18 protein-coding genes and 1 pseudogene are annotated in these 21,874 nt (G+C 73.7%); 11 read left to right on the forward strand and 8 right to left on the reverse strand.

The annotated features are described in order from the left end of the window. Positions 1-237 (forward strand): annotated as a pseudogene (locus tag AB0O00_RS10695) (GNAT family N-acetyltransferase); the annotation flags it as partial. A gap of 68 nt (positions 238-305) precedes the next feature. Here the strand turns inward: AB0O00_RS10695 and AB0O00_RS10700 are convergent. Continuing rightward, positions 306-1,037, reverse strand: a complete 732-nt coding sequence (locus AB0O00_RS10700) for a hypothetical protein (RefSeq protein WP_363650269.1) — start codon at positions 1,035-1,037, stop codon at positions 306-308. Between the two features lie 78 nt (positions 1,038-1,115). Between AB0O00_RS10700 and AB0O00_RS10705 the strand changes: the two genes are divergently transcribed. Next, entirely contained in the window at positions 1,116-1,997 is an 882-nt protein-coding gene (locus tag AB0O00_RS10705) for a LysR family transcriptional regulator (protein ID WP_363650271.1), read from the forward strand. A gap of 154 nt (positions 1,998-2,151) precedes the next feature. Continuing rightward, complete coding sequence (locus AB0O00_RS10710; RefSeq protein ID WP_363650273.1) at positions 2,152-2,709, forward strand: hypothetical protein; 558 nt, start codon at positions 2,152-2,154, stop codon at positions 2,707-2,709. A 694-nt stretch (positions 2,710-3,403) separates the two neighbouring features. Here the strand turns inward: AB0O00_RS10710 and AB0O00_RS10715 are convergent. Together AB0O00_RS10715 and AB0O00_RS10720 are read right to left on the reverse strand one after the other, a co-directional pair. Next, positions 3,404-4,669, reverse strand: a complete 1,266-nt coding sequence (locus tag AB0O00_RS10715; protein WP_363650275.1) for an alpha/beta hydrolase-fold protein — start codon at positions 4,667-4,669, stop codon at positions 3,404-3,406. 90 nt (positions 4,670-4,759) lie between these two features. Further along, positions 4,760-5,485, reverse strand: a complete 726-nt coding sequence (locus tag AB0O00_RS10720; RefSeq protein WP_363650277.1) for a methyltransferase domain-containing protein — start codon at positions 5,483-5,485, stop codon at positions 4,760-4,762. Positions 5,486-5,854: 369 nt separating this feature from the next. On the opposite strand from AB0O00_RS10720, the gene AB0O00_RS10725 reads away from it, so the two are divergent. Next, positions 5,855-8,503, forward strand: a complete 2,649-nt coding sequence (locus tag AB0O00_RS10725) for a glycosyl hydrolase (protein ID WP_363650279.1) — start codon at positions 5,855-5,857, stop codon at positions 8,501-8,503. A gap of 99 nt (positions 8,504-8,602) precedes the next feature. On the opposite strand, the gene AB0O00_RS10730 is transcribed toward AB0O00_RS10725, so the two are convergent. After that, on the reverse strand, positions 8,603-9,034 hold the full coding sequence (locus AB0O00_RS10730; protein WP_363650281.1) for an SRPBCC family protein: 432 nt from the start codon (positions 9,032-9,034) through the stop codon (positions 8,603-8,605). Positions 9,035-9,153: 119 nt separating this feature from the next. Between AB0O00_RS10730 and AB0O00_RS10735 the strand changes: the two genes are divergently transcribed. Continuing rightward, on the forward strand, positions 9,154-9,675 hold the full coding sequence (locus AB0O00_RS10735) for a GNAT family protein (protein ID WP_363650282.1): 522 nt from the start codon (positions 9,154-9,156) through the stop codon (positions 9,673-9,675). On the opposite strand, the gene soxR is transcribed toward AB0O00_RS10735, so the two are convergent. Beyond that, positions 9,672-10,175: a redox-sensitive transcriptional activator SoxR gene (soxR, locus tag AB0O00_RS10740; RefSeq protein ID WP_363650284.1), complete on the reverse strand. Its 504-nt coding sequence runs from the start codon at positions 10,173-10,175 to the stop codon at positions 9,672-9,674. The genes AB0O00_RS10735 and soxR overlap by 4 nt on opposite strands. Before the next feature lie 170 nt (positions 10,176-10,345). Here soxR and AB0O00_RS10745 point away from each other — a divergent pair, with 170 nt between their 5' ends. Together AB0O00_RS10745 and AB0O00_RS10750 are read left to right on the forward strand one after the other, a co-directional pair. Next, complete coding sequence (locus AB0O00_RS10745; RefSeq protein WP_363650285.1) at positions 10,346-11,065, forward strand: transketolase; 720 nt, start codon at positions 10,346-10,348, stop codon at positions 11,063-11,065. A gap of 52 nt (positions 11,066-11,117) precedes the next feature. Next, positions 11,118-12,011 carry a transketolase C-terminal domain-containing protein gene (locus AB0O00_RS10750; RefSeq protein ID WP_363650287.1) on the forward strand — a complete coding sequence of 298 codons (894 nt, stop codon included), beginning with the start codon at positions 11,118-11,120 and terminating at the stop codon, positions 12,009-12,011. A gap of 10 nt (positions 12,012-12,021) precedes the next feature. Here the strand turns inward: AB0O00_RS10750 and treZ are convergent, their stop codons facing one another. The 3 genes from treZ to glgX form a co-directional block, all read right to left on the reverse strand. Next, positions 12,022-13,758, reverse strand: coding sequence for a malto-oligosyltrehalose trehalohydrolase (gene treZ, locus AB0O00_RS10755; protein ID WP_363650289.1), 1,737 nt, complete (start codon positions 13,756-13,758; stop codon positions 12,022-12,024). Beyond that, complete coding sequence (gene treY / locus AB0O00_RS10760; protein WP_363650291.1) at positions 13,755-16,205, reverse strand: malto-oligosyltrehalose synthase; 2,451 nt, start codon at positions 16,203-16,205, stop codon at positions 13,755-13,757. Before treY ends, treZ begins: the two co-directional genes overlap by 4 nt. A gap of 72 nt (positions 16,206-16,277) precedes the next feature. Next, positions 16,278-18,440 carry a glycogen debranching protein GlgX gene (gene glgX, locus AB0O00_RS10765; protein ID WP_363650293.1) on the reverse strand — a complete coding sequence of 721 codons (2,163 nt, stop codon included), beginning with the start codon at positions 18,438-18,440 and terminating at the stop codon, positions 16,278-16,280. Positions 18,441-18,895: 455 nt separating this feature from the next. On the opposite strand from glgX, the gene AB0O00_RS10770 reads away from it, so the two are divergent. The 4 genes from AB0O00_RS10770 to AB0O00_RS10785 form a co-directional block, all read left to right on the forward strand. Then, on the forward strand, positions 18,896-20,167 hold the full coding sequence (locus AB0O00_RS10770; protein ID WP_363650295.1) for an SAV2148 family HEPN domain-containing protein: 1,272 nt from the start codon (positions 18,896-18,898) through the stop codon (positions 20,165-20,167). Between the two features lie 46 nt (positions 20,168-20,213). After that, positions 20,214-20,675 (forward strand): GNAT family N-acetyltransferase, encoded by a 462-nt coding sequence (locus AB0O00_RS10775; protein WP_363650297.1) that lies wholly within the window; start codon positions 20,214-20,216, stop codon positions 20,673-20,675. Positions 20,676-20,738: 63 nt separating this feature from the next. After that, positions 20,739-21,512 carry an ABC transporter ATP-binding protein gene (locus AB0O00_RS10780; RefSeq protein ID WP_363650299.1) on the forward strand — a complete coding sequence of 258 codons (774 nt, stop codon included), beginning with the start codon at positions 20,739-20,741 and terminating at the stop codon, positions 21,510-21,512. Then, on the forward strand, positions 21,509-21,874 hold a 366-nt coding region (locus AB0O00_RS10785), incomplete at its 3' end, for an FtsX-like permease family protein (RefSeq protein ID WP_363650300.1). The genes AB0O00_RS10780 and AB0O00_RS10785, both read left to right, overlap by 4 nt.

Consider the following 21,874-nt stretch of genomic DNA (forward strand, 5'->3'; position numbering starts at 1 on the left):
GGGGCCGCCCTCGACCACGCCCGCACGCTCGGCCCCGCGTACGCCCTGCTCTTCTGCCGCCCGCCGCTCGTCGGCCTGTACGAGCGGCTGGGCTTCCGGCAGGTGCCCGGCGAGGTGACGGTCGAGCAGCCGGGTGGGCGGTTCGCGGTGATGCCGCTGCACACGATGTGGGCGCCGCTGCGGGCGGGCGCCGCCTGGCCGGCGGGGGCGGTGCGGCTGCGGTCGCTGCCGATGTGACGGCGCTGCGGTCGGACGCACGGACGCGGCCCGCTCGGCGGGAGCCCGGCCCGCTCAGCGGGGGCCCGCTACGCGAAGGCTGCCAGCTCGGCCGTGGCGGCGTGCTCGACGGCGGCGGTGGCCAGGGCGCGGATCATCGCGTGCGGGCGGGTGCCGTCGCCGGACAGCTCCGGCTGGAACAGCGAGGCCAGGAAGAACGGGTGGTCCGTCAGCTCCAGGATGCGCACCGAGCCCGTCTCGTCCGCGCCGCTGAAACGCAGCCCGTGTTCGCGCAGCCGGTCGAGGTAGTCGGCGTTGAGCCCGTACGCGCAGTGGTAGCGCTCCAGGGTGCGGGTGGTGCCGAGGACGCGTTCGGCGAGCGTGCCGGGGGTGACGGCGACCGCGCCCTCGTGGCCGACCAGGGAGCACGAGAGCGGCGCGATGACCTGGGTGTCCCGGTCCGGGTCCTGCTCGGCGTGGACGGCGTCGCCGATGCCGCAGACGTTGCGGGCGAACTCCAGGACCGCGTGCTGGAAGCCGGCGCAGGTGCCGAGGAACGGGATGCCGAGCTCGCGGGCGGTCCGGACGGCGGCCAGGGCGCCGTCCTCGCTGCGGTACGGGCTGCCGGGGAGCAGCCAGATCGCGTCGAAGCCGTCGAGGGCGCCGGGCGCCGCGGCGTCCTCGGTGGGGATCCAGTAGGCGTCCAGGTCGAGCTGGTCGCGGGTGGCGAGGGCGTCGAGCAGGCCGGGGATGCGGGCGTGCGAGCGGACGGCGGGGGAGCGGTCGCCGACGAGGGCGATGCGCGGGGTCAGGTAGGTCATGCGGTTATCCTGGCCCGGCCCCCGAGATCAGCGCCAACGATGATTTCTTACCTCTCGATCAGAACGGCTGATGAGCCCGTGGATCCGCTGCAGCTGCGCACCTTCGTCACCGTCGTCCGCCTCGGCTCGTTCTCCGAGGCGGCGCGGGAGCTCGGCTACACGCAGTCCGCGGTCTCGCAGCAGATCGCCGCTCTGGAGGCGGACCTCGGGGCGCCGCTGCTCGTCCGGCGCCCGGTCGCCCCGACCGAGGCGGGCGTGCGGCTGCTGGAGCACGCCGGGCCGCTGCTCGTGCGGCTGGAGGCGGCGCGTGCCGACGTCGTGCGCCTGGTGGGTGCCGCGAGCGCCCGGCTGGTGCTCGGCGCGACCCCGCTGGCGCTCGACGCCGCGGTCGGGCGCGCGCTCGGCGAGGTGCGCCGGAGGTACCCGCGCGCGGAGGTCGACGTCCGGGTGCTCGCCCAGGACGCGCTGCCCGCGCTCGTCGCCACCGGGGACGTCGACCTCGCCCTCGTCGACGGGCTGGCCGCCCCCAGCGACCCGCTGCCGCTGCCCGACGTCGGCCCGCTGTGCACCGTGGCCGTCGGCGAACAGCCGGTCGTCGTGGCGCTCCCGGTCGGGCACCCGCTGGCCGGCCGGCCCGGGGTCGCGCTCGCCGACCTGTCCGCCGCCCGCTGGCTCGACGCCCCCGACCTCACCCCGCCGCCCGACCGGCTGCGCGCGGCCACCGGCACCGACGGCTTCCGTCCGGCCACCCGCTACCGCGGCACGGACGTGCACGCCCTGCTCACCCTCGTCGCCACCGGCCACGGCCTCGCCCTGCTGCCGCCGTCCGCCCTGGCCGCGACGCCCGGGGTCGTCGGGGTGCCGATCGCGGTGCCGCGTCTGGTGCACCGCACCGAACTCGTCCACGGCAGCCTGTCCGAGGGCCCAGCCGCCTTGCTGGCACGGGAGTTGACGGCGTAGCAGTCCTCGCCCGGGCCTCGCCCGGTTCGAGCTCGGATGTGGAAGCACGGTCACCAGTAGTTCACGTCCTGGGGCTGACGGAGGTCGTGGTGGCGCTGCTGTCATGGGCACAGTCGCCCGGCGTCGGGCCGGGCAGGCCCAGGAGAGAGCCTCCATGATGATTCGTCAGCGCCTGACCGTGGTCGCCGCGGCCACCGCCCTCGCCGCCGCCGGGCTCGCCGCCGGGACCGGGACCGCGCAGGCCGCCGCGCACCCGTCCGCGCACAAGTCCGGTGCCCGTGCGGCGGGTTGTTCGCGCGCGTACCTGCCGCTGCCCGACCCGTCCTGCACGCCGGGCGCGTACAACCCGGCCGTCACCCAGGCGACCATCGGCAAGACGATCTGCGTCTCCGGCTGGACGGCGACCGTGCGCCCGCCGGCGAGCTACACCAACGCCCTGAAGGTGCAGCAGATCGCGCAGTACGGCTACGCGGACACCAACCCGGCCGACTACGAGGAGGACCACTTCGTCCCCCTGGAGCTCGGCGGCGCTCCGCGCGACCCGCGGAACCTGTGGCCCGAGCCGCGGTACGGCAACCAGCCGGCGCAGAGCAAGGACACCGTCGAGAACCGGCTGAAGAAGGCGGTGTGCGGCGGGCAGGTCACGCTGGACGCCGCGCGCAGAGCGATCGCCTCCGACTGGACGACCGCGCTGAGCCGCCTCGGCCTGTGACGGCCGGCCGCACGTGGTGACGGGTCGGTCCGTCCGGTCCCCTGTGCCGGACGGGCCGACCCGTCGTGCCCCGGGATCGCGCCCGGGGCGGTCGGCGGGGCTGCTGGGCAGCCCTGGACGGCCTCGCGGATCGGGGGCCGTCGTGCCGGTGGTGACGTACGTGTCGTCGGGGGCCGTCCAGGCCTCCGCGCGCCCGGCAGAGGGCGACCGGCCGCCCCCTCGCCGCCCGGTCGTCCCCTGGCGGGCACGCGGCATGGCTGTTCTTCCCCCCGTACGTCCTGCCGGGCGGTGCCGTGCCCGACCGATGACTGAGGGGTGCTCAGTCCGGGGGCAGCTCCGACGGCGGTCGAAATTTAGTGCTATCCGGCCATCCCTTGCAAAGCGATATCCGGCCTGCTAGCCCGGGTCGACCGGCAGTTGCAGCGGGCCGGTGGCGAAGGTGTGTGCGCCCGCGGAAGAAGCGATGGCGGGCCCGCGATGGGGCGCACCGTCCGGTCGGCCGTCGCGACCGGCTCCGCCTTCTGCCGCTTGGTGACGGCCTAGCGGGAGGGGTGAGGGGCGGGAGGGGGACGTCAAGGGTTTCCCCGGCGAGGTTCGTGCGGGGATTTCGTACGGCGATTCGGTACGGGGGCTTCGTACGGGGATCCGTACGGGGATGAAGCGGCCCGGCCGACGTGTGCCGGCCGGGCGCGGTCTACGGCTGCGGGCGGGTGCCGGGGACGCCGAGCTGGGCGGCGAGCCAGGGCAGGGCCTGGACGAAGGTGGCGGCGCCGGTCTGCCAGGTGTGCTTGCCGGAGCCGACGGCTGTCGTCGTGCGGATGCCGTCCTTCTTCGCCGCGTCGTTCAGCACCTTGGCCGACTCGATCTGGCCGTGCTCCTCGTCGCCCTGCCCGAAGTACCCGGACACGCCCTGGTACTTGGGGTGGTGGGCGAGGACGGTCACCGGGTCGTGCGCGGACCACGCGGCGGCGTCACCGCCGTAGAGCTCCTGGATCGTGTGGTCCTTGTCGCCGATGTACGGGCCCTTGTCGCCCGAGAAGTCGCCGAAGTGCGTGAAGACGGTGGGGTGTTCGACGGTGAGGTCGAAGGCGCAGGTGCCGCCCATCGACCAGCCGGCCACGCCCCACTTGTGTGGGTCGGTGGCGGCGTTGAAGGTCTTCTGGACGAACGGCGGGACGTCCTTGACCAGGTGGCTCTCGGAGTTGCCGTGCGGGCCGTCCACACACTCGGTGTCCACCCGGAAGCCGCCGGTCGCGTCCACGAAGACGAGGATCGGCGCGAAGCCGTTGTGCTTGGCGGCGAACGCGTCCGCGGTCTTCACCGCGTCGCCGGAGCGGATCCAGTTGTCGGGCGCCGAGAACTCGCCGCCGATCATCTCCAGCACCGGCAGCTTCGGCCGGTTCTGGCTGCGGAACCACGCAGGCGGCAGGTAGACGAGTTCCTGGCGGTGCGCGAAACCGCTGGCGGTGTCCGGGATGTCGACCTGGACGATGCGCCCGGTCTTCGTCTTGCCGTGCATCGAGCCGAGCTGGGCGAGCGTGATCTGGTCCGGCAGCGGGTCGCCGCTCAGCTCGCCGACCGCGTCGCCGATGGTCGGGTAGTAGCCGGTGGCGACGTTGAGGCTGTTGGCCGCCGCGAACAGCGCGAGGACGGCGGCGAGCGGCGCCAGCGCCCGCCGCCACCAGCGGGCGCCGCGCCAGCCGAAACCGAGCACGCTGAACGCCGCGATCGCCACGCCGCTCCACAGCCACACGCCGAACGGGATCGGGTCGGTGATGCCGGACAGGGTCAGCACCCCGACCGCCACGAGCGCGGTCAGGCCCGCCGCCGCCCCGAGGGCGATCGGACCCCACTTGACGCGCCAGGTCCGGTCCCGCCAGCCGACGGCGGTGACGAACAGGGCGACGGCGACGGCCTGCACGGTCCACGGGAACCAGCCGCCGAGCAGCGAGACGTTCATGCGGCGGAGGCTAGGGCGGGGACATGAGAGGGCGCTTAAAGGCTGGTAACGGTCTGATGGTCCGCTGGGTGGCGGCTGGGAGTTCCGGCCTCAGGGCCGGCGGAACAGGGCGGTGAGCAGGAACGGCACGCCGAACAGCGGTGAGTCCGCGGACTGCGCGGCCATCGGGCGGATCTCGACCGGCTCGAAGTCCGCGAAGAGGGCGCGCAGTTCGTCGGGCGCGTAGGCGAGGCCGCCCTCCAGGCCGCCGACGCGGTAGAGGTCCTCGTCGGGCCGCTCCGAACCCATCGCGCCGGCGGCGAAGGCGCTCAGGACGAAGTGGCCGCCGGGCGCGAGGACCCGGTCGAGGAGGGCGAGGTAGCTGACCCTGCGGTGCGGGGGGAGGTGGTGGAGGCAGCCGGAGTCGAGGACGAGGTCGTACCGGGCGTGGGGGAGGGCGACGTCGAAGATGTTCCCGCAGTGGAAGCGGGGGCCGAGCCCGGACTCCGCGGCCCGCTCCTCGGCCCACGCGACGGCGGCGGGCGAGAGGTCGACGGCGTCGACGTCGAAGCCGAGCGAGGCCAGGTGCAGGGCGTTGCGCCCGGGGCCGCAGCCGAGGTCGAGCGCCCGGCCGGCGGGGGCGACGAGGCCGCGGTCGAGGTAGGAGACGAGGTGCTCGTCAGGCTTCGGGACGAAGAACGGCCGCCCGGCGCTCCGGTCGGCGTAGAAGCCGTCCCACCAGGAGGAGGCACCGGACGTCCAGCGGTCGGCGGCCGGGGGGAAGAGGCGGTCGAGGAGGGCGAGGACGTCTTCGGTGGTGCGGATCGTGCGGTTCATGGAGTTGATCTTAGGCGGATGCGAGGGCCCTGAGAAGTGTCAACGGCCCTGGTGGGAAGGGCAGTCGGCGGGTGTCGTGAAGTGTGCCGGAGTAAAGAACTCCCTAAGGATTCCGGGCTATTCGGCGGCGGTTCTCCATTCAGTTTATGGAGGGCCGAAAAAATGAATGGCCGACGGTAAAACCGCTGGCCCCGGGCCCTGTTGACGGAATTCCCGACTGCGATATGGTGCCGCCCGCTCCACCTCCAGTTCCCGTCTCCGCGACCGGCGGAGGCGATCCCCTCCCGATGGACCGGAGAGATCATGGGCTCCCCCTCAAGAAAGCGGGGCGGCAGAACCCGTGCCGCCCTCGTTTCCGCCGCGCTGATCGTGACGGCGGGCACCACCACCGCGTGGGGTGACACCGTCACCACCACCTCGGGCTCCGGCACCAGCCCGCACCACCGCCAGGCCGGCCAGGACTCCGGCGAACTGATGGACTCGCTCCAGTCCTTCAACGACCCGCGCCTCTCCCCGGGCGGCACCGTCACCGCCGGCGCCTACCGCGCGGCCTGGCAGCACGTCCTCGGCATGCCCGTCCGCCAGGCGTCCTACGCCGAGGTCACCACCCAGCCGTACAACGGCGACGCGCAGCACTACCGCGACCACAACGTCTCCAACGGCGGTGCCGGCGGCGGCTACAACACCGGCCGCATCGCCGCCCTCGCCACCGACCCGACCCACCCCGGCGTGGTGTACGCGGGCGGCGCCGGCGGTGGCGTGTTCCGCTCCACCGACGACGGCGCGACCTGGGCCCCGATCGCCGACCACCTGCCCTCGCTGTCCGTCGGCTCCCTCGCCGTCGCCCCCGACGGCGCGCTGTGGCTCGGCACCGGCGAGGCCACCACCGCCTTCGACAACTACCTCGGCACCGGCGTCTACCGCCTCGCCGACCCGAGCCAGGCCGTCTTCGCCCAGTCCGACGCACTCGGCGGCGGCGAACTCGACAACAGCTCCATCCACCAGCTGCGCTTCGACACCGACGCCGGCTACGTCTTCGCCGCCACCTCCCACGGCGTGTACCGGCGGGCCCTCGCCGCCGCCCAGGGCGACCCGTGGCAGAAGGTGCTCGCCCCCTGCGCGGGCACCGGCATCAGCGGCGTGACCTGCGGAGCCGGCTCCTACTACGCCGACCTCGCCAACGACCTGGTGGTGCAGCCCGGTTCCGGCGGCAAGCGGATCGTGGCCAACCTCGCCTGGCGCGGCGGCGCCACGTACAACGGCTTCTACTACTCCGACGACGCCGGCACCACCTGGCACACCGCCAATCCGCAGGGCGGCATCAACCCGGGCGACATCGGCAACACGACGTTCGCGTACTCGGCCGACGGCAGCAAGCTGTACGCCGTGGTCGAATCGCCGGCGCTGTACAACAAGAACCCCGGAGCCAAGGCCCCGTCCAGCATGCTCGGCGGCGTCTACGTCAGCAACAGCGGCGACATCAACGGCCCGTTCACCCAGATCGCCACCTCCAGCGTGCTGGCCAACAGCGGTTCGGCGATGAAGCTCACCGTGATGGGCCCCGGCTACCAGCCCGGCGTGCAGTCCTGGTACGACCAGTCCCTCGCCGTCGACCCGGCCGACCCCGACCACCTCTACCTCGGTCTCGAAGAGCTCTACGAGACCCGCAACGGCGGCGCCACCTGGACCACCGTCGGCCGGTACTGGAACCTCGGCCTGGACTGCTTCAGCTACACCGCCGCGCAGAACACCTGCGACGGCAACGTGATGCACTCCGACCAGCACGCCCTCGCCTTCTCCGGCTGGCCCGGCCGCGCCCCCGAGGTCTACGCCGGCAACGACGGCGGCGTGTACGCCCGCCCGACCACCCAGACCGCACCCGGCTGGCGCAACCTCAACGCGAGCGGCACGCTGCGCACCCTGCAGTACTACTCGGTCGGCGCGGGCACGCTCCCGGGCGGCGGCCAGGCGGTGTGGGGCGGCCTCCAGGACAACGGCGTGTCCCTGTCCGCGCCGAAGGGCTCGACCTACACGTACACCTACCCCGGCACCACCACGCCCGTCACCGAACAGCTCAACGTCCCCGGTGAGATGTCCCAGCCGTTCGGCGGCGACGGCGGCGACCAGCTGGTCAACCCGGCCAACGGCTGCCAGACCGTGGGCGAGTACACCAACCTCGCCATGTCCGTGACCAACAACTGCGGGTACACGGCGAACGACGACGGCACGCCCTCCGGGATCACCTCGATCAGCCCGAACGACCCCAACGCGCGCTTCATCGCCCCGTTCGGGGCCGACGCGAAGGACCCGGGCTACTGGGTCGCCGGCGGCGAGTACGTGTACGCCAACACCAAGACGTGGCAGAGCACTTCGGGTGCCGACTGGCAGCAGCTCGCCGACTCGGGGGCCGGCCACTCGATCACCGCGATCAAGTCGCAGAAGGACGCCAAGGGCAACCACGTGATCTGGGCCGCCTGGTGCGGCTCCTGCAACCCGGGCGCCTCGTTCGCGCGCGGGATCATGACCAACTACGGCGGAAGCTGGCACCAGGTCGCGCTGCCGGCCGCGTTCCCCGTCCGCTACGTCCAGGACGTCGCCATCGACCCGTCCGACCCGACCGGCGCCACCGCGTACGCGGCGATCTCCGGGTTCTCCCGGCACTGGAACGTCGGCCCGGGCGCCGGCTACGGCCACCTGTGGCGCACCACCGACGGCGGCGCGACCTGGCAGGACGTGAGCGGTGCCGACGGCGCGGCCGACCAGCTCGCCGACGCCTCCGCGAACCGGGTGCTCTTCGCCCCGGACGGCACCCTGATGGTCGCCACCGACCTGGGCGTCTTCGTGGACGACGTCCGGACGGACGGCCTCGGCCACTGGAAGCGCCTCGGCCTGGCGGACGCCACGGCGACGGGCAACCTGCCCACGGCGGCGGCGGTCTACCTGACCCCGAGCCCGGACGGCACGTCGCTCTACGTCGCCACCCACGGCCGCGGCATCTGGCAGACGGCGATGCCGTAGCCGGGGGACCGGCCGGGCCGGGGGCGGCGTGGGGCGCCCCCGGCCCGGCTGCGTCATGCACGAAGGCGTATGCCCTTCTCGCGTTTTCTCGCGTTGCGGTCAGCCCGCGAAGTGCGCGCGCAGGGCGGCCAGGCCCGGGACGAACACGCCGCGCAGGAGGGCGGCCGTCGCCTCCTCGTGCTCGGGGGTGACGTCGTAGGTGGCGGCCCACTCGATGAAGGTCGCGTCCAGCTCGGTGACCGCGGTGATCCGCAGGGTGGCGCGGTACGTGTTCAGCTCGAAGGTGCCGTCCGGGAGGCTGTAGGTGTAGCTGCGGCCCTCGTCGTCGTACGCGAGCAGCGTCTCGTCGAGCACCGTCCCGTCCAGGTCGAAGATCCGGACCGCCCCGACGGCGGTGCCGCCCAGGTCGTTGCCGTGCCGGGCCTCGGGCAGGTCCGGGTGCCAGTCGCCGAGCGCGTAGAAGTCCCCGATCAGCTCCCAGACCTTGCCGGCCGGAGCCTCCACCACCGTGCTGACCGTCGTCCCCGCCATGGCCGTTCTCCTTCGTCAGTGCGCTCTCGACCGTTGTGCATCATCCTCGCTTCCACCAGACCCCCTGCGCCACAAGAAAATTGAGGAACCATCAGCTGATCCCGCGCGTTGTGGGCGGCATGACTGACAGACCGGTGACCTTGCGCCCGATAGCCGAGGGCGACCTTCCGATCCTCGAAGTGCTGCTGAGCGACCCGGAGGCGCTCGGCGAGTTCCAGTGGTACGGCTGGCGGGATCCCGGCCGGATGCGCCGCCGGTGGGCCGAGCACGGGCTCCTGGGCGAGGCGCAGTGGATGCTCGCGGTCGCCAGCGGGGGCGAGTTCTGCGGGTTCGTCGCCGCCGAGCGCAAGGGGCTGCTGCCGACGGCGCCGTACTGGAACGTCGGCGTGCAACTGCGCCCGGAGGCGCGCGGCCGGGGGATCGGCACGGAGGCCCAACGGCAGTTCGTGGCTTACCTGTTCGCGCACACCCCGGTGATGCGACTGGAGGCGGACACCGAGGACACCAACCTCGCCGAGCAGCGCGTCCTGGAGAAGCTCGGCTTCACGCGGGAGGGCGTCCAGCGGGCCCTGACCTTCCGCGACGGCGCCTGGCGCGACGTCGTGCGCTACAGCCTCCTGCGGACGGATCTCCGAAGCTAGGGAACGGTGCCCGGCTCCGGGCCGGTGCCCGGGTCGCGGGTGAGGAGGTAGCGGGCGCCCGGGCCGGAGACGGCGGCGCGGTCGCCCGCGTTGTAGAGGGCGCAGCGGGAGAGCGAGAGGCACCCGCAGCCGATGCAGCCGGTGAGCTTGGCCTTGAGCCGTTCCAGCTCGGCGATCTGCTCGTCGATCCGGCTCTGCCAGGAGGTGGCGACGGTGGCCCACTCGGTGCGGTTGGGGACGCGGTCCTCGGGGAGGCGGTCGAGGGCGACGCGGGCCTCGTCGAGGGAGAGGCCGACGCGCTGCGCGGCGCGGACGAAGGCGACGCGGCGCAGCGTGGCGCGGGTGTAGCGGCGCTGGCCGCCGGCGGTGCGGGTGGCGTGGATGAGGCCGAGGCTCTCGTAGTAGCGCAGCGCGGAGGTGGCGAGGCCGCTGCGTTCGGCGAGCTGGCCGATGGTGAGCAGGTCGTGGCGGGTGGGGCCGTGGCCGGGCGCTGCGGTCATGCGGCCCACTCTATCCGTGGACTTCAAACGGACTTCAAGCGGACTTCAAGGGGACCTGAAGCGGGCTTCGGGCGGTTCGGGGGCGCTGGAACCGGGATGAACCCGGTGGTTCCGGACACCCTCGGTGATCGCTTGACTTCAAGCTGGCTTTAAGTTGCACCATCATCGTCATGACGACGCAGACGATGCAGACATCGCACGAGACCCCCGCCGCCCGCTTCGAGGACCTCCCGGCCCTCATGGCGCTGATGACCGGCGACGAGAAGCACGGCCCCGCCGCGACGTCCACCCTGGACGCGCTCTGGGTGCTCTACGACCGGATCCTGCGGGTGACCCCGCAGACGGCCGACGACCAGGACCGCGACCGCTTCCTCCTCTCCAAGGGCCACGGCCCGATGGCGTACTACGCCGTGCTCGCCGCCAAGGGCTTTATCGACCCCGAGGTGCTGCCGAGCTTCGGCGCGTACGACTCTCCGCTCGGCCACCACCCGGACCGCCTGCTGGTCCCGGGCGTCGAGATCGCCTCCGGCTCGCTCGGCCACGGCCTTCCGCTGGCCGTCGGCACGGCGCTCGGACTGCGCGCCCAAGGGCTGCCCGGCCCGGCGGTGTGGGTGCTGCTCGGCGACGCGGAGTTCGACGAGGGCTCCAACCACGAGGCGGTGGCCTTCGCCGGCGCCTACGGGCTGGACCGGCTGCACGCCGTGGTCATCGACAACTCCTCGGCCACGCACGGCTGGCAGGGCGGCATCGCGGCCCGGTTCGCGGCCGAGGGTTGGTCGGCGGAGACCGTCGACGGCCGCGACCACGAGGCGCTGCACGCCGCCTACATCGCCGCGCACCCGGGCCGGCCGCGGGTCGTGGTGGCCCGCGTCGAGCCCAAGAACTCCTGAGCACTACCACTCCCACACGCACAACCTGCCGATACACAAAGGGACTTCACCGATGGAAACCATGCGCGAGCGCTTCTTCGACGTCACGACCGACCTCCTCGACCAGGACCCGCGCGTCGCCCTGGTCCTCGCCGACATCAGTGCTGCCTCCTTCGTCCCGGCGGCCGAGCGCCACCCCGACCGCGTCATCAACGTCGGCATCCGCGAGCAGCTGCTCATCGGCGCGGCCGGCGGACTGGCGCTGACCGGGATGCGCCCGATCGCCCACACCTTCGCCAGCTTCCTCGTCGAGCGGCCCTTCGAGCAGGTCAAGCTGGACCTGGTCCACCAGGGCGTCGGCGCGGTCCTGGTGAGCGCGGCCGGCTCGTACGACTGGCCGGCCGGCGGGCGCACCCACATGTCGCCGGGCGACGTCGCGCTGCTGGACACCCTGCCGGACTGGACCGTCCACGTGCCCGGCCACCCGGACGAGGCCGAGACGCTGCTGCGCCACGCCGTCGCGGACGGCGACCGCAACGTGTACGTCCGCCTCTCCGCGCACCAGAACGAGGCGCCGGTGGCCGTCGAGCCGGGCCGGTTCACCACCGTGCGCGAGGGCTCGGGCGGGGTCGTCGTCGCGGTCGGCCCGATGCTGGACGCGGTGCTGGCGGCCACCGAGGGCCTGGACGTGACCGTGCTGTACGCGGCCACCGTCCGCCCGTTCGACGCGGCCGGGCTGCGCGCGGCGCTGGGCGAGCGCCCGGACGTCGTGCTGGTCGAGCCGTACCTGGCCGGGACGTCCGCGGGCGAGGCGCACGCGGCGCTGGCCGACCGCCCGCACCGGGTGCTGGGCCTCGGCGTGCCGCGCGAGGAGCACCGGCACTACGGCTCGATCCCCGAGCACCTGGCCGCCTACGGCCTGGACGCGGCCTCGCTGCGGGAGCGGATCGCCACCTTCCTGTGGTGACGCCGAAGCGTCACCTGACGAGCACGACCGCCACCGCGTCCGCCCCCAGCCGCACCGCCGCACCGGCCGGCACGGCCGACCCGAACGACGCCACGACCTCCCGCCCATCGCCGCCCAGCGGCAGCGCGGCCTCGCCGGCCCCGAGGTTGACCGCCACCCGGTACGGACCCCGGTGGACGACCAACCACCGCGCCGCCTCGTCGAATTCGACCCGCACCGCGCCGAGGTCCGGGTCGGACAGCTCCGGCCGCTCCCGCCGCAGCCGGATCAACCGCCGGTGCCAGTCGAGCAGTTCGGCGTGCGGGCCGCGCCGCGGCTCGGTCCAGTCGAGCACCGAGCGCAGCACGGTGGCCGGCTCCTGCGGATCGGGGACGGCGTCCGCGTGCCAGCCGTGCTCGGCGAACTCCCGCCGCCGGCCGCGCCGGACGGCCTCGGCGAGATTGGGGTCGGTGTGGTCGGTGAAGTACTGCCAGGGCGTGGCGGCGCCCCACTCCTCGCCCATGAACAGCATCGGGGTGAACGGCGAGGTGAGCACCAGCGCGGCCCCGGCGGCGAGCCGCCCGGCGGGCAGCGAGGTGGAGATCCGGTCGCCGAGCGCCCGGTTGCCGACCTGGTCGTGGGTCTGCAGGTAGCCGAGCAGCCGGTGCCCGGCGCCGGCCGGCGCGAACGGCCGGCCGTGGCTGCGTCCGCGGAAGGCGGACCACGTGCCGTCGTGGAAGTACCCGCGGGTGAGCGCCTTGGCGACGGCGGCGAGCGGCGCCCGCGCGAAGTCGCCGTAGTAGCCCTGGGATTCGCCGGTCAGCGCCGCGTGCAGGGCGTGGTGGAAGTCGTCGCTCCACTGGGCGGTGAGGCCCTGGCCGCCGGCCTCGCGCGGGGTGGTGGTGTGCGGGGTGTTGAGGTCGGACTCGGCGATCAGGAACAGCGGGCGGTTCGTGGCGACCGCCAACTTCTCGACCTCGCCGGACAGTTCCTCCAGGAAGTGCACGGCCCGGTCGTCCGCGAGGGCGTGTACGGCGTCCAGGCGCAGCCCGTCGATCCGGTAGTCCCGGAGCCAGGAGAGCGCACTGCCGATCAGGTACGCCCGCACCTCGTCGGAGCCCGGCGCGTCCAGGTTGATCGCGGAGCCCCACGGGGTGTGGTGCCGCTCGGTGAAGTAAGGACCGTACGCGGGAAGGTAGTTGCCCGATGGGCCGAGGTGGTTGTGGACGACGTCGAGGATCACCCCGAGGCCCGCGCGGTGCGCCGCGTCGACGAAGCGCTTGAGCCCCTCGGGCCCGCCGTAGGGCTCGTGGACGGCCCATAGGCTGACACCGTCGTAGCCCCAGCCGTGCTTGCCGGGGAACGGGCAGACCGGCATCAGCTCGACGAAGTCGACGCCCAACTCGGCCAGGTGGTCGAGGTGTTGGGTGGCGCCGTCGAACGTGCCGCGGGCGGTGAAGGTGCCGACGTGCAGTTCGTAGACCACCGCCCCGGGCAGCGGGCGTCCGCGCCGGCCGGTGCGCGACCAGCGGAACGCGGCGTGGTCGACGGCCCGGCTGGGCCCGTCCGGGCCGTGCGGCTGGCGGGCGGAGCGCGGGTCGGGCAGCGGGCGGCCGCCGTCGAGGCGGAAGGCGTAGTCGCCCTCCGGCGCCTCGCCGGCCCACCAGCCGTCCCGGTCGGGGTGGCGGGCCAACGCGTGGGTGACGCCGTCGACTTCGACCTCCACCCGGTCGGCGGCGAAGGGTGCCCACACCTCGTACGGCCTCACGCGCGGCCCCTCCTCGTCAGCAGGGCCACGGGGTACGTCGCCAGCAGGTCCGCGGCGGGCACCGGGCCCGCCGGGTGCGTCCGGTGGGTCAGCGCGTCCGTCCAGGGCCCGCCCGCGGGCAGGTCGAGGAAGGTGTCCCGCCAGCCGCCGGAGTGCGCGAGGCCGTACGGGAGGCGGGTGACGGCGGTGATCAGGTCGTCGCCGCGGGCGAAGGCCAGCAGGTGGTCGGAGGCGAGGTCGGTGGCGGGCAGCGGCCGGTAGGGGCCGAGCGGGCGGGAGCGCCGCAGGTGCAGGGCGGTCGCGGTGAGGTGGAGCTTCTCGCGGGCGAGGTCGCCGGGGCGCGGGGTGGCGGCGTCGGTGAGCCGGACGGCGAGCGCGCCGAGGTCGACGACGCCCCGGTTGTCGGGGTCGACGAGCGTGTACAGCGGCTCCTCGCTGCCCTGGTAGAGGTCGGGCACGCCGGGCACGGTGAGGTGCAGCAGCGCGGCGGAGAGCGTGTTGGAGCGGGCGTACGGTGCGATCGCGTGCACCTGGCCCTCGATGCGGGGGAGCAGGCCGGGGTTGTCGTACACGGCGCGGGCGCGGTCGGCGAGCGCCTGCTCGAAGCGGGGGTCGGGGGCCGTCCACGACGTGTGCAGCTTGGCCTCACGGGCGGCCTTGAGGAGGGCGGCGACGAGACGCTCCTGATCGATCGGCCAGGCGGCGACGAGGGTGTGCCACAGCAGCCAGTCGCCGTCGCGGTCGCCGCCGGGCCCGGCGGCCGCGGACCACGCGGCGGCCTCGGCGGCCCACGCCTCGGGCTGCTCGGCGAGCACGGCGAGGCGGGCGCGGGCGTCGGCGCTGCGCTTGGTGTCGTGGGTGGAGAGCACGGTCATGCTGTGCGGCCAGGCGCGTTCCAGGTAGCGGCACCAGTCGTGGAAGCCGGCGGGGTGCAGCCCGGGGCGGGCCGGTTCGCCGCCGACCTCGTTGAGGCCCGGCAGGGCGTTCCACCGGTAGAACGCGGTGTCCTCGACGCCCTTGGCGGCGACGGCGGCGGCGGTCTGGGCGAAGCGGGCGCAGAACTCGTCCTTCTCCGGGCCGCGCCCGAGCTCGCCGAGGGCGAGGGCGGCGACCAGGTGATCGGTGGGGTCCGCCCTGCCGTCGAGCAGCTCGCGCAGGTACGCGTCGTCGGCGCCATCGCCGGGCCGCACGTAGGGCCGGTAGACCGGGTACCCGGTGAGCAGCCGCTCCAGCGAGGCGCGCAGCTGCCAGGGCGCGTGGTCGGCGTGCGCGGGCTCGGCGGCCCCGACCCGTACCGCGAGCCGCACCAGCCGGTCGACCTCGGCCGCGAGCTCGCCGCGCGGCCCGGTCATCTCGGCCCGCCCGCGCAGGGCCGCGGCGACGGCCGGGTGGGGGTCCTGGCAGAGGTCGGCGGGGGCGGAGGAGCCGTGCAGGAACGTTTCGTACGCCGCGGTCAGCCGGGCGGCGCCGGTGTGGTCGGTGAGCACGCCGTCGATGCGGCGCAGCGCGTCGTACCCGGTGGTGCCGGCGCACGGCCAGTCGGCGGGCAGCCGCTCGTCCCCGGTGAGGATCTTCTCGACGACGGTGTAGGCGCCGCCGGTGGCCGCGGCGAGGCGCTGGAGGTAGCCGCGCGGGTCGGCGAGCCCGTCGGGGTGGTCGATCCGGAAGCCGTCGAGGACGCCGTCGGCGTGCAGCCGCAGCAGCAGGGCGTGGGTGGCGTCGAAGACCTCGGGCTCCTCGACGCGGACGGCGATCAGCTCGTTGACGGTGAAGAAGCGCCGGTAGTTGAGCTCGGTGCGGGCGAGGCGCCACCAGGCGAGGCGGTACCACTGGCGGGCGAGGAGCTCGGCGAGCGGCAGGTGCGCGGTGCCGGGTCGCAGCGGCAGGGCGTGGTCGTGGTAGCGCAGCACGTCGCCGTCCACGACCAGCTGGTCCAGGACGGATCCGAGGCGCCCGCCGAGCAGCGGCAGCAGCACGCGGCCGCGTCCGGGGGCGTCGGCGGGGCCGGGCTGGGCGGCCCAGTCGATGTCGAACCAGCGCGCGTACGGCGAGTCCGGCCCGTCGCGCAGGACCTCCCACAGCTGCCGGTTGAGCCGCTCGGGGACGGGCACGGCCATGTGGTTGGGCACGATGTCGGCGAGCAGCCGCAGGCCGTGCCGGTGCGCGGCGGCGGCCAGTTCGCGCAGGGCCTCCTCGCCGCCGAGCTGTTCGCTGATCCGGCCGTGGTCGACGGTGTCGTAGCCGTGGGTGGAGCCGGGGGCGGCCTCCAGCAGCGGGGAGAGGTGGAGGTGGGAGACGCCGAGGGCGGCGAGGTAGGGGACGGCGGCGGTGGCGTCGCGGAGGGTGAAGCCGGGCTGGAGCTGGAGGCGGTAGCTGGCGGTCGGCGCCCAGGACGGGGGGACACTGGCGGCCGGGCGGGTCTGCGCGGGCTCGGCGGCGGAGGTCATAGCTCCATGAGTACCCGGGGGAGCCCGCCGCCAAGACCCGCTGCTGACCCGAACAGGTGACCGCCGCCGGGTTCACGCCGGGCGCTGGAGCACCATGAGCGACCGGTCGGTGAGCCACAGGCAGTCCCCGGCCTTGACCCGGGCGCCGGTGCCGGGGGCGGGCAGCCGGGGCTGCGCGGTGTCCACCACGACCTGCCACTCCTGGCCGTGGTCGGCGGGGACGGTGAACTCCAGCGGCTCGAAGTGGGCGTTGAACATGAGCAGGAAGGAGTCGTCGACGATCCGCCCGCCGCGCCGGTCGGGCTCGGAGATCGCGTAGCCGTTGAGGAAGACGGTGAGCGACTTGGCGTAGCTGGCGCCCCAGTTGCGTTTGGTCATCTCCTCCCCGCTCGGCGTGAACCAGGCGATGTCGGTGAGGTCGTCGTAGCCGCCGGAGGCCGTCGTCCCCGCCGCGGCCCGCCCGGAGACCGGCTGCCCGGAGACCGGCCGGCCGTGGAAGAAGCGGCGGCGGCGGAAGACCGGGTGGTCGCGGCGCAGCCAGATCATCCCCTGGGTGAACTCCAGCAGCCGCGCCTGCGGCCCGTCGTCCTGCGGCCAGTGCACCCAGGTGAGCTCGTTGTCCTGGCAGTAGGCGTTGTTGTTGCCGTGCTGGGTGCGGCCGAGCTCGTCGCCGTGGGAGAGCATCGGCACGCCCTGGGAGAGCATCAGGGTGGCGATGAGGTTGCGCTGCTGGCGGGCTCTGAGCTCCTCGACGGCCGGGTCGGTGCTCGGGCCCTCGACGCCGCAGTTCCAGGAGCGGTTGAAGGATTCGCCGTCCCGGTTGTCCTCGCCGTTGGCCGCGTTGTGCTTCTCGTTGAAGGAGACGAGGTCGCGCAGGGTGAAACCGTCGTGGCAGGTCACGAAGTTGATGGAGGCGATGGGCCGGCGGCCGTCGTCCTGGTAGAGGTCGGAGGAGCCGGTGAGCCGGGAGCCGAACTCGGCGAGCGCGGCGGTCTCGCCGCGCCACAGGTCGCGCACGGTGTCCCGGTACATGCCGTTCCACTCCGTCCACAGCGGCGGGAAGTTGCCGACCTGGTAGCCGCCCTCGCCGAGGTCCCAGGGCTCGGCGATCAGCTTGGCCTGGGAGACGACCGGGTCCTGCTGGACGAGGTCGAAGAAGGAGGAGAGCCGGTCGACCTCGTGGAACTGCCGGGCCAGGGTGGCGGCGAGGTCGAAGCGGAAGCCGTCGACGTGCATCTCGGTGACCCAGTAGCGCAGCGAGTCCATGATCAGCTGGAGCACGTGCGGGCTGCGCATCAGCAGGCTGTTGCCGGTGCCGGTGGTGTCCTCGTAGAACCGCTGGTCCTGGGCGAGCCGGTAGTAGGAGACGTTGTCCAGGCCGCGCAGCGAGAGCGTGGGGCCGAGGTGGTTGCCCTCGGCGGTGTGGTTGTAGACGACGTCGAGGATCACCTCGATGCCGGCCGCGTGCAGCGCCTTGACCATCGACTTGAACTCCTGCACCTGCTGGCCGCGGTCGCCGGTGGAGGAGTAGGAGGAGTGCGGGGCGAAGAAGCCGATCGTGTTGTAGCCCCAGTAGTTGGCGAGGCCGAGGTCGCGCAGCCGGTGGTCGCGGACGAACTGGTGCACCGGCATCAGCTCGATCGCGGTGACGCCGAGCTTGGCGAGGTGCTCGATCACCGCCGGGTGCGCGAGGCCCGCGTAGGTGCCGCGGATCTCCTCGGGGATGCCGGGGTGCAGCCGGGTGAGGCCCTTGACGTGCGCCTCGTAGATGACGGTCCGGTGGTAGTCGGTGCGCGGCGGGTGGTCGGTGCCCCAGTCGAAGTAGGGGTTGATGACCACCGAGTGCATCGTGTGCGGGGCGGAGTCGAGGTCGTTGCGGCGCTCGGGGGCGCCGAAGTGGTAGCCGTAGACGGACTCGTCCCAGTCGATGTGCCCGCTCATCGCCTTGGCGTACGGGTCCAGGAGCAGCTTGGCGCTGTTGTGCCGCTGGCCGAGCCCCGGGTTGTACGGCCCGTGGACGCGGAAGCCGTAGCGCTGGCCGGGCTGGACGCCCGGGAGGTAGGCGTGGCGCACGAAGGCGTCCGTCTCGCGCAGCTCGACCGCGCTCTCCGAGCCGTCCTCGTCGATCAGGCACAGCTCGATCCGGTCGGCGCTCTCGGAGAACACCGCGAAGTTGGTGCCGGCCCCGTCGTAGGTGGCGCCGAGGGGGTAGGGCTTACCGGGCCAGACCTGCATGGGAGTCCTCAACTTCCTTGGTTTTAAAGGAATCTGACGTCAAGTCCAATAATCGCGGGCTGTCTTCCCGGCCGTGCGGCCGGGCATGTGCGGCGTGCGCGTGCCGTGACGCACGGCACAGTCCGCATACTCCCCGACCCGTCCCCCGGTCGGCGGGACCCGTGCCCTGCGTTAGCCCGAACGGGCGTCCGGGCGGTATTCCTCCGATTAAGCGCCGTCCTGTGACGGCCTCCGATTAAGCGCCGTCCTGTGACGGATGGGTCTGCTGATGCGTCCGTGCCCCCTCGGGCAACCGGCTGCGGACGGCTCTCGGCGAGCAGTACCCTTGATCGTCGGGCCGCCCCCGGCGCCCGTGGCGGACCATCAGCGGACCGGCCGGGTGTCGCCGGTGGGGTGCAGGCCGGGTCCCGGCAGGACCGAAGGCAGTACCCGGAAACAATCGGATGAGGTGGCGCATGGTGTTCCCCGCCGGCGGCCGTGGCGCAGGGCCCGACGGCCCCGACCGGGGCGGCGCCCGCAGCGAGGCGCCCACGGTGGTCATGCGCCCCACCCTGACCGGCCGCTCCCTGGTGCCCGCCCAGGGCGGGCCGGTGGAGGTCCCCGCCCTCGCCTGGTCCGGCTCCGAGTGGGAGGACGCCTACCAGCGCGTGCGCCTGTCCGGGCGCGCCTACGTCTGGCTCAACCTGGTCGAGCAGCGGCTGCGCTCCCTCGTCGACGAGGTCCTGCACCCCATCTACGCCCCCGCCCACGGCGAGGACTGGGTCACCGCCGCCGCGGGCCCGGCCGGCGAGGAGTGGGCGCACCGGGCCGGCGCCGTCCGCGAGGTCAGCCGCCGCAAGGGCTACCTGCTCGACCCCGCCGACGACGACCCGCTGGTCTTCCTCACCCTGCCCCAGCTGCGCGAACTCATGGTCCAGCACTGGCCCTGCTTCGAGCCCTACCTCGCCGACCGGCGCGAGATCGAACTCGCCCTGGACGAGCTGGAGGTGGCCCGGCACGTGGTCTCCCGCAACCGCGTCCTCACCCAGACCGTCCTCGCCCAGACCGAGCGCGCCGCCGCCCGCCTGCTCGCCCTCCTCGACGGCGGCACCGGCGGGGTGCCCGCGGACGTCGTCGAGTCGCTCGTCGCCGGCCGGTACGCGGACGTCGTCGCCGTGCACGCCGACCGCGTCCGCCTCCAGCGCGACCTGCCCGTCGAGGACCTCCTGGACGGCGCCCGGCGACTGGACGCGCTCGGCATCGGCCTCGGCATGCTCTGCCAGAACTACACCGGCAAGCGCCTGGTGCGCCTGGCCGGCGAGGGCTGCCGCGTGCGCCTGCTGTTCCTCAACCCGGCGAGCAGCGCCGTTCGCCGACGCGAGCGCGAACTCGGCCTCGGGCGCGGCGAGTTGTCCCGCTCGATCGAGATGAACATCATGCACGTCCGCCGGGTCAGGGCCAGGCTGCGCGACCCGGGCGGCTTCGAGATCCGGGTCTTCGACGAGACCCCGCGCTTCACCGCCTACCTCGTCGAGGGCCCCCGCCCGGACGGCCGCGGCGGGTGCCGCGCCGGCCGCGACCTCGGCGTCATCCAGCCCTACCTGCGCCGCGCCCGCGGCATGGAGTCCCCCGCGCTCGTCCTGCGCGGCGGCGCCGGGCAGCAGCCCGGCGGCACGGAGGCGGGGCTGCTGGAGGTCTACCGCGAGGAGTTCGAAGGGATCTGGGGGGACTCCCGGCCCGTATCGTGAGAAACCTGCTGGTGGGACGGACGTGGACGCTGCCAGACTGCGCGCCGTGAACGATCACCCCGTCTGGAGCCTGCGCCCCGCCACCCCCGCCGACGTCGAACCCGTCGCCGAGCTCAGGGCCCGCGTCATGCGCGCCGACCTCGAACGCCTCGGCCGCTACGACGAGCACCGGGTCCGCCAACGGCTGCGCGACGGCTTCCCCGCCGGGCACATGTCGATCGTGCTGGTCGGCGGCGCCTTCGCCGGCTCCGTCACCGTCCGCCCCGCCGAGGGCGGCGGCCGCTGGCTGGAGCACTTCTACCTCGCCCCCGAGCACCAGGGCCGGGGCCTCGGCAGCGCCGTCCTGCGCCACGTCCTCGCCGAGGCGGACGCGGCCGGCGAGCCCGTGCGCCTGGACGTCCTGCAGGGCAGCGCCGCTCGGCGCCTGTACGAGCGCCACGGCTTCGTCCTCGAACGCGAGGACCCGGTCGACGTCTTCCTCGTCCGCGGGCCGGCCGGCACTCGGTGAAGGAACGCTTCGCCATCTGAGATGGCCTCAGGCGGCCCGCCCGTGGTAGGCATAGCCCCCGTGATGATCACGGGGGACGAGGCCGTACTGCGCCTCGAGCAACTGCACCGCACCTACGGAACCGGCCCGGAGGCCGTCCACGCGCTCAGGGGGTTGGACGTCGAGTTCGCGCGCGGCACCTTCACCGCCGTCATGGGCCCCTCGGGCTCCGGCAAGAGCACCCTGCTCCAGTGCGCCGCCGGCCTCGACCGGCCCGACACCGGCCGCGTCACCCTCGACGGCACCGACCTCGCCGCCCTGACCGAGACCCAGCTCACCGTCCTGCGCCGGGAGAAGCTCGGCTTCGTCTTCCAGGCCTTCAACCTCGTCGGCTCGCTCACCGCCGAACAGAACGTCGGCCTGCCGCTGCGCCTCGCCGGCCGCCGCCCCGACCGCGAACAGGTGCACCGCGCCCTCGCCCAGGTCGGCCTCGGCCGGCGCACCGGCCACCTGCCCTCCCAGCTCTCCGGCGGCCAGCAGCAGCGCGTCGCGATCGCCCGCGCCCTCATCGCCCGTCCCCGGGTGCTGTTCGCCGACGAGCCCACCGGCGCCCTCGACAGCTCCAGCAGCCGCGACGTCCTCGCCCTCCTGCGCGACCTCGTCGACCGCGAGGGCCAGAGCACCGTCATGGTCACCCACGACCCGGTCGCCGCCTCCTACGCCGACCGCGTGCTCTTCCTCGCCGACGGCCGCCTCGTCGACGACCTGCCCCGCCCGAGCGCCCAGCAGGTCGCCGAGCGCATGACGGCCCTGGAGACGACGGCCCTGGAGACGGCGGCCCTGGAGACGACGGCATGAGTCTTGCGCTGCTGGCCCCCGTCGCCACCGCGAGCCTGCGCCGCCGCAAGGCCGCCTTCGCGGGCTCCTACGTCGCCCTCACCCTCGGTGTCACCCTCGTCGCCACCACCGGCACCCTCCTCGACGACACCGCCGGCGACGACTCCCCGCTCGGCGCGCCCTCGCTGCACAAGGTGCTCACCTTCACCGCCGGCATGGCCGCCTTCGTCGCCGTCTTCGTCGTCGCCGGCACCTTCGCCTTCGCCGTCGCCCAGCGCCGCCAGGAGATCGCGATGCTGCGGGCCGTCGGCGCGACGCCCCGCGAGGGCGTGCTGCTGATCCCCGGCGCGGCCGCCGCCGTCGCCCTCGCCGCCGCCGTCGCC

Source organism: Kitasatospora sp. NPDC093558 (genome assembly GCF_040683475.1).
In the GTDB taxonomy this organism is placed as follows: domain Bacteria; phylum Actinomycetota; class Actinomycetes; order Streptomycetales; family Streptomycetaceae; genus Kitasatospora.

Coding starts and splice junctions, on each gene's coding strand:
- AB0O00_RS10700 (WP_363650269.1), bottom strand. CDS start 1,037: ATGACCTACCTGACCCCGCGCATCGCCCTCGTCGGCGACCGCTCCCCC.
- AB0O00_RS10710 (WP_363650273.1), top strand. CDS start 2,152: ATGATGATTCGTCAGCGCCTGACCGTGGTCGCCGCGGCCACCGCCCTC.
- AB0O00_RS10715 (WP_363650275.1), bottom strand. CDS start 4,669: ATGAACGTCTCGCTGCTCGGCGGCTGGTTCCCGTGGACCGTGCAGGCC.
- AB0O00_RS10720 (WP_363650277.1), bottom strand. CDS start 5,485: ATGAACCGCACGATCCGCACCACCGAAGACGTCCTCGCCCTCCTCGAC.
- AB0O00_RS10730 (WP_363650281.1), bottom strand. CDS start 9,034: ATGGCGGGGACGACGGTCAGCACGGTGGTGGAGGCTCCGGCCGGCAAG.
- AB0O00_RS10735 (WP_363650282.1), top strand. CDS start 9,154: ATGACTGACAGACCGGTGACCTTGCGCCCGATAGCCGAGGGCGACCTT.
- soxR (WP_363650284.1), bottom strand. CDS start 10,175: ATGACCGCAGCGCCCGGCCACGGCCCCACCCGCCACGACCTGCTCACC.
- AB0O00_RS10745 (WP_363650285.1), top strand. CDS start 10,346: ATGACGACGCAGACGATGCAGACATCGCACGAGACCCCCGCCGCCCGC.
- AB0O00_RS10750 (WP_363650287.1), top strand. CDS start 11,118: ATGGAAACCATGCGCGAGCGCTTCTTCGACGTCACGACCGACCTCCTC.
- treY (WP_363650291.1), bottom strand. CDS start 16,205: ATGACCTCCGCCGCCGAGCCCGCGCAGACCCGCCCGGCCGCCAGTGTC.
- glgX (WP_363650293.1), bottom strand. CDS start 18,440: ATGCAGGTCTGGCCCGGTAAGCCCTACCCCCTCGGCGCCACCTACGAC.
- AB0O00_RS10770 (WP_363650295.1), top strand. CDS start 18,896: ATGGTGTTCCCCGCCGGCGGCCGTGGCGCAGGGCCCGACGGCCCCGAC.
- AB0O00_RS10780 (WP_363650299.1), top strand. CDS start 20,739: ATGATCACGGGGGACGAGGCCGTACTGCGCCTCGAGCAACTGCACCGC.